Below are 8,917 nucleotides of genomic sequence, written 5' to 3' on the forward strand. Positions count from 1 at the left end.
GGTGCTTAACCTGATCCCCAACCGATAAGTGCGGACCCTCTTGAACCTAGATGTGGGAATCAACAGCTTTTTATCGACCTGCTTGTAAGATCAATAAAATTGGTACTCAAAACGGCACTGCAAATGACATAAGTTTTAACCCTCTTTTTTAATTGTACAATACTTATTGTCCATCTTAATAATGATGTCAATTGCTAGGTCAAAGTTAATGGGGTTTCGTAGAAATGTTAATAAATAAAGAAAAGACGTATGCCAATTCATACGTCTTTTCTTGTGTATTTTAATAAGAAAGTACTCGAAAACAGAACCCTTTAACTAAATGGACAGGAGCTTATTTTTTAGCACTTATCAACGTCAAAATTAGAGATTGGCCACCAATGGAATCCATCTTTCTCAAGAAGCTCATCCGCTTCACGAGGGCCCACAGTACCTGCGTTGTAGTTAGGGTAGTTCTCGGCCTTTTGATTTTCCCAAACATCAGAAATCTTATCAACAAAGCTCCAAGATAGAGCAACTTCATCCCAATGTGTAAAGTTGGTTGCATCACCGCGCATGCAATCGAATAGAAGCTTCTCGTATGCCTCTGGTGTATTTAACCCATCGATCCCACGATTTGCATAGTTTAACTTAACAGGAGTTGCTGCGATGTTTTGACCCGCTTTTTTCGCATTTAGATGAAGCGTAATGCCTTCGTCTGGTTGAATATGAATCACAAGCAGGTTCGGATTCAATGTTTCCTCAGGGCTATAATATAGGTTCATAGGAATGTCTTTAAACTGGATAACAATTTTTGTAGATTTGGAATCCATTCTCTTCCCTGTACGTATATAAATAGGAACCCCTGCCCAGCGGAAATTGTCAATCATCAGTTTTCCAGCTACATATGTTTCCGTGTTAGATTCAGGGTTAACCATTTGCTCTTCACGGTACCCTAAAACTTCTGTGCCTTCTACCGTGCCTTTGTCATATTGGCCGCGAACGAAGTATTCTTTTACTTCTTCACCTTCAATTGGACGAAGAGCACGGAGGACTCTCACCTTTTCAGAGCGAATTTCTTCTGTTGTTAGCTTAATTGGCGGCTCCATCGCAAGTAATGCAACCATTTGGAGCATATGGTTTTGAACCATATCTCTTAACGCACCGCTTTTCTCATAGTAGCGTCCGCGCTCTTCAACTCCAAGAACCTCACTAGAAGTTACTTGAATATTCGAAATATAACGGTTGTTCCAAAGCGGTTCGAAAATCGCATTCGCGAATCGAATAACTTCTATATTTTGAACCATTTCTTTTCCTAGGTAATGGTCAATTCTGTACACTTCATCTTCAGAGAAGGCAGTTCGGATTTGATCATTTAGCTCTTGTGCTGATTGAAGATCATGACCAAATGGTTTTTCAATGACTAAGCGTTTAAACCCACTCACATTGGTCAAACCATCTTCTTTTAAATGGAGTGCAATGGTTCCAAAGAACTCTGGTGCCATCGCTAAATAAAAGATGCGGTTGCCTTGTAAATCATAATTTGAGTCAAGTTGATTTGCTAGGTTATTAAGCACTGCGTATGAATTTGAATCAGTTACATCATGTGAATGATAGTAAAAATGCGAAGCAAATTCATCAATTCGATTTTCTTTTTGAATAGAAGACTTTACCGATTTTTTGATGTTCTCTTGGAATTCCTCATTTGTTAATGGTCTTCTGGCAACTCCGATTACAGCAAATTTGTCTGAAAGCTTTCCTTTTTCAAACAGTTTATAGAGCGAAGGATACAGTTTTCTATTTGCTAAATCACCAGTTGCTCCAAATATCATGATTAATGCAGTCGGTTTCTCGTTTTGTGTCACGTTAAGAACCTCTCTTCCAGGGTATTTCCATGTTATATATGTATTTTTATAAAAAAAAATTGACCTATACAAGTACAGAATTTTATCGGTTTCTAGCGAAATAAGCAAATAATTCTTCACAAAATTACGTATTTATTTTTAACCAAATCGCTTGAACTATCCTCAATGAAAATGAAAGCGTTATTTATTTATTTTATGAAATGTTTTAATAAAAATATTTCATAAAATTATTGTTGCCTTATTTTTCATGTAGTATGATGGTGTTAGATAGATCAACTGTCTAAAAAGGAGGCTTTCTTTATGAATGTGATTGAAAGCAATCAGTTAACGAAAATGTATGGAAAAGCAAGAGGAATTTCCAATGTCAGCTTCACAGTAAAAGAAGGGGAGATTTTTGGATTCATTGGCCCAAATGGAGCTGGGAAATCGACGACCATTCGAACACTGCTTGCACTTATTTATCCAACAAGTGGAAGTGCTACGATTTTTGGGAAGGACTGTATAAAATATGCTCCTGAAATAAAAAAGGAGATTGGTTATCTTCCATCAGAGGTCTTTTATTATGACAATATGAAGGTTATTGACTTGCTTAAGTATTCTGCAAGCTTTTATAAAAAGGATTGTACAAAGAGAATACGTGAGCTTGCTGAAGCATTAAATCTAGATCTCTCTAAGAAAATTGACGATCTTTCGCTTGGCAATAAAAAGAAGGTTGGAATCGTTCAAGGATTATTACACGAACCGAAGCTTATTATTCTTGATGAGCCGACAAGTGGCTTGGATCCATTAATGCAACAGAAATTTTTCGAATTATTAAGAGAAGAAAATAAGAAGGGAGCAACCATTCTTTTCTCCTCTCATATTTTAAGTGAGGTTCAAAAGCTTTGTGATCGTGTGGCCATTATTAAAGAAGGAGAAATCGTGAAAGTCGAGACGATGAGCGCGTTAACAGAGAATAGTTATAAGAAATTTAGATTAGAAGCTGTTAATCAAGTAACTTCTGAAGTTTTCCAGCTAGACGGTGTCACAGATATTAAGGTGAAAGAAAAGACGGTGTCCTTTATTTACAAAGGGAACATGAATGCAATTATAAGCAAAATAGCAGAGATACCACTTCAGAATTTGTGGGTAGAAGAACCAACCCTTGAAGAGATTTTCATGCACTACTACGAAAAGGAGGAGTAGAAGGTGAATATCTTTCTTTACGAAGTAAGAGCTTATCGAAAGGCGACGATTGTCTGGACAGTTTCCCTTATTGCGCTTGTGCTCTTTTTTATGTCACTTTTTCCTTCCTTTGCGAAAGATGCGGAACAAGTGAACGAGCTGTTAAAAACTCTCCCGGAAGCATTGCGTAATGCCGTTGGGATTGAAATTGGTAGCTTTACTAGCATCCTAGGTTTTTATTCGTATGTTTTTATGTATATTGCGTTATGCGGTGCGATACAGGCGATGATGATAGGTACTTCTATCCTCTCCAAGGAGGTACGTGAAAAGACAGTTGATTTTCTTCTTACCAAGCCTGTTTCAAGGTCAACGATCATTGTGTCAAAACTCTCTGCGGCATTTGTGTCTATTGCCATTACTAGCCTAACCTTCATTCTCTGTGCTTATTTCATTGCTTCATACGTAAAGACGGAGAATTTTAATGAACAAGCATTTTTTCTTCTTTCATTTACGCTCTTTTTTGTTCAGGTTATGTTTTTAGCCATTGGAGTGATTGCATCAATGCTATTGCCAAAGTTGAAATCGGTTCTTTCTTTATCACTAGGTGTCGTCTTTGCTTTCTTTTTTATTGGAATGTTTGGTTCTACAGTGGGTGAAGCTTCCGTTCGATATATCACTCCGTTCAAGTATTTTGACTCAATGTATATTATTAAAAACAGTCAGTATGAATGGTCGTATTTGATAGTCGGTTTGGTATGGATCATCTTAGCTCTTATTGCTAGCTTTTTCATCTATACTAAAAAGGATATGAATGCGGTGTAAGCAAGGAGGGGTTAAGATGAATGTATTTATTAGAGAGTTAAAAGCACTAAGAAAGTCACTCGTTATTTGGTGTCTAGGAATTCTTGCTATGGTAGCTGGGGGAATGAGTAAGTACGGAGCAACAGAATCTTCCGGTCAGTCTATTAATGACCTCATGGCTAGTATGCCAAAGGCCATGCAGGCCATTATGGGAACAGGTTCGTTGGATTTAACGACTGTAAGCGGCTATTACGGTATTTTGTTTTTATATTTAATTGTTATGACCACTATTCATGCTGTGATGTTAGGTGCGAACATCATCTCAAAAGAGGAAAGAGATAAAACAGCAGAATTTTTATTAGTGAAACCAATCTCTAGAAAACAGGTGATCTTTTCAAAATGGATGGCATCCTTGGTAGCTATTATTGTACTAAATTCCGTCACTTTTTTGATTTCTCACTTGATGGTGGATTATTATAATAAGACAGATGAGTCGTATCTGATAGAGATTGCTGAATTGATGGGTGGTATGTTTATCCTGCAACTCATGTTTTTATCCTTAGGAACATCAGTTGCTGCTAGCATTAAGCATCCCAAGAGGGCTGCAAGCATTTCTACAGCAGTGTTACTAATAGCCTTTTTCTTATCAATGGCTATTGACCTTAACGAAAATCTGGAGATTCTTTCTGTCTTCACTCCTTTCAAATATTATGAGGCAAAGGACATCATTGGCGGAACCGGGTATGAAGCAATATATATAACGGTAAGCATCCTATTAGTTGTGGCCATGACGATCTATACCTTTATCGCTTATGAAAAGAGAGATCTGCATATATAGTAAGAATCTCGTAACAATTATGGTATAGTGATAGTAAGAATGAACGTATCCGATGTCCTTTGATGACGTCGGTTTTTTTACATAAAGGAGCGTATAAAATGGATATTTTATTTCTTGGTACGGGGGCAGGGGTTCCGGCAAAACTTAGAAACGTAAGTTCTCTTGTACTGAAGCTATTGGATGAGAGAGGGACACTTTGGATGTTTGATTGTGGTGAGGCCACTCAGCATCAAATTTTACACACTTCTATAAAGCCACGCCGTATTGAAAAGATATTTATTACTCATCTTCATGGAGATCACATATATGGTTTGCCTGGTTTATTGTCCAGTCGATCCTTCCAAGGAGGAGAGTCACTCGTTACGGTATATGGACCTAAGGGGATAAAAGATTATGTAGATATTTCTTTGCAAGTAAGCGGAACTTATTTAAAGTACCCTCTAAAGATTGTAGAAATTGAAGAGGGGATTGTATTTGAAGACGAGCAGTTCAAGGTTGAAGCTCGTAAATTGGAGCATGGAATTCCATCATACGGCTATCGAGTCGTGGAGAAGGATCGTCCAGGCTCTTTATTAGTAGAAAAGCTACAGGAAGCAAATATCCCACCGGGTCCTTTATATAAAAAAATTAAGGCTGGGGAAAACGTTGTGTTAGAAGAAGGAACCATCATTGATTCTTCCGAGTTTCGTGGTGAGGATATAAAGGGCAGGATCGTAACGATTTTAGGTGATACAAGACTATGTGACAACGCCTATTTACTTGCTTCAAATGCTGATCTTCTCATTCATGAGGCCACATTTTCTAGGGGAGAGGAACAGCTTGCGTATGATTATTTTCATTCAACGACTACACAAGCAGCACAGGTCGCACGAGACGCTGGCGTGAAACAACTGTGTCTTAATCATATCAGCTCTAGATATGACAAAAGAGCTTCCCAATTACATGTGGAGGAAGCGAGAGAAGTGTTTCCGAATACCGAAATTGCCGATGATTTTAAAGAAATATCTATTCCTGTACAAAAATAAATCGGGTACCAATATGGTCCCGATTTATTTTTATCTATTTACGTATTGTTGCTGCGTAAATCTTTTAAGCGATATTTCGTCCCTCTCCAAATAATGCCCCCTCTTTTAAAAGTTAAGTAGCTGGCTCGTATGATCGAGTAAATAAACAACATAGCTGTAAAAGGAAAGAGGAGAAACATCCATGGCGAATATGTTGTCATTCTTTTAATAATCATGGAGTAAATTAATGCGAGTAAAAAAATATTACCGATACTCAAATAGATTAAAATAGGTTCAAAGGAAAATAGAGTAAAGAAGGGGAGTACCTGTGACACAAACACTCCGAAGATCGCAAACATCACCATGCTAATTCGGTAATGCAATCCCGCAAACGTATTTTTCTCTAAGCCAATAAGTGCTTCCTTTAAAGTCGAGTACCACTCTACCTCAAGAAGTGTCAAAGCCGTTACGATTCGATGTCTAAATCCCATTTCCTTCATCTTTTTCCCGAGCATTAAATCATCATCCGGACGCATTTTAATGACTTCATGTGTTCCTAACTTCTCATAGGCTTCTTTCCTCACTAGATTAAATGCTCCAATTCCTATCCCCACCTTAGAACGAGGATGATTCGCAAGCCAAGGACGTTTAAAGTAGGAGAAACCAAACATAAAAAAGGCAATAAAGCTATTTAACCATAAGCGCTGTCCTCGTAAATTAGGAGCAGCTGTTAAGTGGGCAAGTTCATGTTCCATAAAATAATGAACGGCTTTTGCGATTGCATCCTTCTGAAATATCACGTCTGCATCTGTGAATAAGAGAAGTTCTCCTCTCGCTTGCTTTGCGCCAACATACATCGCATGATTCTTCCCTAACCATCCTGGTGGAAGGGTAGTAATGTGGATAACGTTTACATTTTTGTATGCAGACTGCATCTCATTCATAATGATTGGAGTAGTGTCGGTTGATCGGTCGTTCACCAAAATCCATTCTAAATGACCATAACTCTGCGAAAATTGACTTTGTAAGCTTTCTTTTACTCCTTTTTCCTCATTACGTGCCGCAACAATAATGGACACTAAAGGACCGTCCTGAGAAGCAGGTTCGTTTTCGAGACGATCGATTCTCTGAAGCCCGATCTTTGCATCAATAAAGATTACAAGCCAAACCACAATGCTGAGAGCTAATAAAGAAGAAACCATTAGAAATAAGGACATCAAAACACCCTTCTGTTTATAAGTAGATTTATTACTGTTTTGATTATACCTGTTCTATTGGAAAGAACAAATGATGGACTCTCTAATGGCTTCCCCTAGGTTATATATAAAAAAGGAGTTCCGCTAATACAGAACTCCTTTTTAAGAGGAAATGCCCCCTATAACGCTTCTAGCATGATTCCGCAAGAAACTAGATATGCCATACCACTAACAAGAAGTACAATCCCAGATATAGCAAAAGCCACATCACTATCCATCCGTTCCACTAGAACAGTATTAAGCACATTTAGAATAATCAAGCCAACACAGAACGCTAATGTAACCCACAGTACATTTACCCCCACACAAAGCTCCCACCTTTACTAATACTTACTAAAATTAGTTTTCTCTCTTACCAACTGTCTATACATGGCCATTTTTGCGGTATATTACAAATTGTTCTTTTTAATAAAGCCAAGCATAAACATTTAAGTGACAGAAAAACAGAAGGTGTTGAGGATGCATGAGATGTCGCTTATGTCTGAAATTATAAAAATAGTTTCTGAAGATGCTAGAATACATGGTTTTAGCAAAGTAGACAAAATAGATGTGATTGTTGGTGATTTATCAAATGTACTGCCTGATGCTCTAGAGTTAGCATTTTTTCATTTTCGGAAACAAGGAATAGGTATTCTTGGTGAAAATACAAACTTAGAAATTATACGTGAAGTGGCGAAAGCAAAATGTCAAACATGTCTGTTTGAGTTTACCCCCGACTATAGAATGGTGCTATGTCCAAAGTGCGGACTACCAAATTGTTTACTCGTTTCCGGTGAAACCTTTAGGGTTGAATCATACGAAGGAAGTGATGAACTGTGAAAATCAAGCTACAAGAAGATGTGTTAAAAGATCAAAACTTGGCTGCTGCATTTAATAGAGAAACATTCAAAAAAAAACATACTCTTGTCATTAACGTAATGAGCTCTCCAGGGGCGGGTAAAACAACTTTACTGGAAGAAACGATTAAAGCCTTAATGAATGAGTTTCATATGGCTGTGATAGAAGGCGATTTAGCAACGGATCTGGATGCAGAAAGATTACGTTCACTAGGAGTCAAAACGGTTCAAATTAATACGGTAGGGGGATGTCACCTTGATGCAAGGATGATTACGAAAACATTACCAGATTTTGAACTAGACTCCATTGACATTCTCTTTATTGAAAACATTGGGAACTTAGTTTGTCCATCTGGTTATGATCTAGGACAAGATTATAAAGTGGTGGTTTTAAGTGTCCCTGAAGGAAATGATAAAATCCCGAAATATCCTGTCATGTTTAGACGTACAGATGTAACTATTATTAATAAAATCGACCTCCTTCCTTATGTATCTTTCAATTTAGAAGAAGCGAAAAGAAACTTAAAAGAAATTAACCCGCAGGCGCAATTGAAAGCATTATCTGCAAAAACGGGTGAAGGGATGGAAGAATGGATCAATTGGATAAAGGATGCTCATCTTCAATGTACAAAGCCATAAAAATAATCGTAACAGGGAAGGTGCAGGGAGTTGGTTTTCGCCCATTTATCTACCATCTTTCAAAAAAATATCAACTCAATGGAACGGTCCAAAATAACCTAAATAGTGTCACCATTATGGTTGAAGGACAAGAAAGAAATTTGGAGAAAATGGTGGGTGAAATCAAAAGATATCCGCCTAAATTGGCAAAAATTAATGAGATAAACATTCATCAAATTCCACTCGCCCATTATAAAGAATTTACGATTATTCCCAGCCGCAAAAACGGACGGTCTATTTCCTGGATACCTGCGGATGCGGCGATTTGTAAGAAATGTTTGGATGAATTGAACGACCCATATAATCGACGTTTTCACTACCCATTTATTAATTGCACTCAATGCGGGCCGCGCTATTCGATTATCAATCGTCTTCCATATGATCGTCCAAATACGACAATGAAGGAATTTTCTATGTGCCATGATTGTGAATTGGAGTATCAAGATCCATCGAATCGGAGGCACCATGCTCAGCCTATTTGTTGTTCAGATTGTGGACC

At 37.7% G+C, this 8,917-nt stretch carries 10 protein-coding genes; 7 read left to right on the forward strand and 3 right to left on the reverse strand.

Annotated elements, in window-relative coordinates; all coding sequences use genetic code 11:
* Positions 1 to 338: 338 nt before the first annotated feature.
* Positions 339 to 1,808, reverse strand: a complete 1,470-nt coding sequence (gene zwf / locus ACGLXV_RS15605; protein WP_391559411.1) for a glucose-6-phosphate dehydrogenase — start codon at positions 1,806 to 1,808, stop codon at positions 339 to 341.
* Positions 1,809 to 2,141: 333 nt separating this feature from the next.
* On the opposite strand from zwf, the gene ACGLXV_RS15610 reads away from it, so the two are divergent.
* The 4 genes from ACGLXV_RS15610 to rnz all read left to right on the forward strand — a co-directional run bounded on the left by ACGLXV_RS15610 (position 2,142) and on the right by rnz (position 5,669).
* The gene (locus ACGLXV_RS15610) at positions 2,142 to 3,026 is read left to right on the forward strand and encodes an ABC transporter ATP-binding protein (RefSeq protein WP_391559400.1); all 885 of its coding nucleotides are present in this window, start codon (positions 2,142 to 2,144) and stop codon (positions 3,024 to 3,026) included.
* A 3-nt stretch (positions 3,027 to 3,029) separates the two neighbouring features.
* Entirely contained in the window at positions 3,030 to 3,827 is a 798-nt protein-coding gene (locus ACGLXV_RS15615) for an ABC transporter permease subunit (RefSeq protein ID WP_391559401.1), read from the forward strand.
* A 16-nt stretch (positions 3,828 to 3,843) separates the two neighbouring features.
* Positions 3,844 to 4,644, forward strand: a complete 801-nt coding sequence (locus tag ACGLXV_RS15620; RefSeq protein WP_391559402.1) for an ABC transporter permease subunit — start codon at positions 3,844 to 3,846, stop codon at positions 4,642 to 4,644.
* A 98-nt stretch (positions 4,645 to 4,742) separates the two neighbouring features.
* On the forward strand, positions 4,743 to 5,669 hold the full coding sequence (gene rnz / locus ACGLXV_RS15625; RefSeq protein ID WP_391559403.1) for a ribonuclease Z: 927 nt from the start codon (positions 4,743 to 4,745) through the stop codon (positions 5,667 to 5,669).
* Between the two features lie 38 nt (positions 5,670 to 5,707).
* Here rnz and ACGLXV_RS15630 read toward each other — a convergent pair whose 3' ends face one another.
* Positions 5,708 to 6,865 (reverse strand): glycosyltransferase family 2 protein, encoded by a 1,158-nt coding sequence (locus ACGLXV_RS15630; RefSeq protein ID WP_391559404.1) that lies wholly within the window; start codon positions 6,863 to 6,865, stop codon positions 5,708 to 5,710.
* A 158-nt stretch (positions 6,866 to 7,023) separates the two neighbouring features.
* Positions 7,024 to 7,209, reverse strand: coding sequence for a hypothetical protein (locus ACGLXV_RS15635; RefSeq protein ID WP_119709045.1), 186 nt, complete (start codon positions 7,207 to 7,209; stop codon positions 7,024 to 7,026).
* A gap of 154 nt (positions 7,210 to 7,363) precedes the next feature.
* On the opposite strand from ACGLXV_RS15635, the gene ACGLXV_RS15640 reads away from it, so the two are divergent.
* The 3 genes from ACGLXV_RS15640 to ACGLXV_RS15650 all read left to right on the forward strand — a co-directional run.
* Positions 7,364 to 7,723 (forward strand): hydrogenase maturation nickel metallochaperone HypA/HybF, encoded by a 360-nt coding sequence (locus ACGLXV_RS15640; protein WP_391559405.1) that lies wholly within the window; start codon positions 7,364 to 7,366, stop codon positions 7,721 to 7,723.
* A complete protein-coding gene (gene hypB / locus ACGLXV_RS15645; RefSeq protein WP_391559406.1) occupies positions 7,720 to 8,379 on the forward strand; it encodes a hydrogenase nickel incorporation protein HypB in 660 nt (219 codons plus the stop codon). The genes ACGLXV_RS15640 and hypB overlap by 4 nt, the downstream gene beginning before the upstream one ends.
* Positions 8,364 to 8,917 (forward strand): acylphosphatase (locus ACGLXV_RS15650; RefSeq protein WP_391559407.1); only part of this gene is annotated, 554 nt, incomplete at its 3' end. The genes hypB and ACGLXV_RS15650, both read left to right, overlap by 16 nt.

Source organism: Robertmurraya sp., assembly GCF_036676585.1.
Lineage (GTDB): Bacteria > Bacillota > Bacilli > Bacillales > Cytobacillaceae > Robertmurraya_A.

What these genes read in the sequence shown, in the direction of transcription:
- rnz (WP_391559403.1), top strand. Translation starts at nt 4,743, where the DNA reads ATGGATATTTTATTTCTTGGTACGGGGGCAGGGGTTCCGGCAAAACTT.
- ACGLXV_RS15620 (WP_391559402.1), top strand. Translation starts at nt 3,844, where the DNA reads ATGAATGTATTTATTAGAGAGTTAAAAGCACTAAGAAAGTCACTCGTT.
- ACGLXV_RS15640 (WP_391559405.1), top strand. Translation starts at nt 7,364, where the DNA reads ATGCATGAGATGTCGCTTATGTCTGAAATTATAAAAATAGTTTCTGAA.
- ACGLXV_RS15630 (WP_391559404.1), bottom strand. Translation starts at nt 6,865, where the DNA reads ATGTCCTTATTTCTAATGGTTTCTTCTTTATTAGCTCTCAGCATTGTG.
- ACGLXV_RS15610 (WP_391559400.1), top strand. Translation starts at nt 2,142, where the DNA reads ATGAATGTGATTGAAAGCAATCAGTTAACGAAAATGTATGGAAAAGCA.
- zwf (WP_391559411.1), bottom strand. Translation starts at nt 1,808, where the DNA reads ATGATATTTGGAGCAACTGGTGATTTAGCAAATAGAAAACTGTATCCT.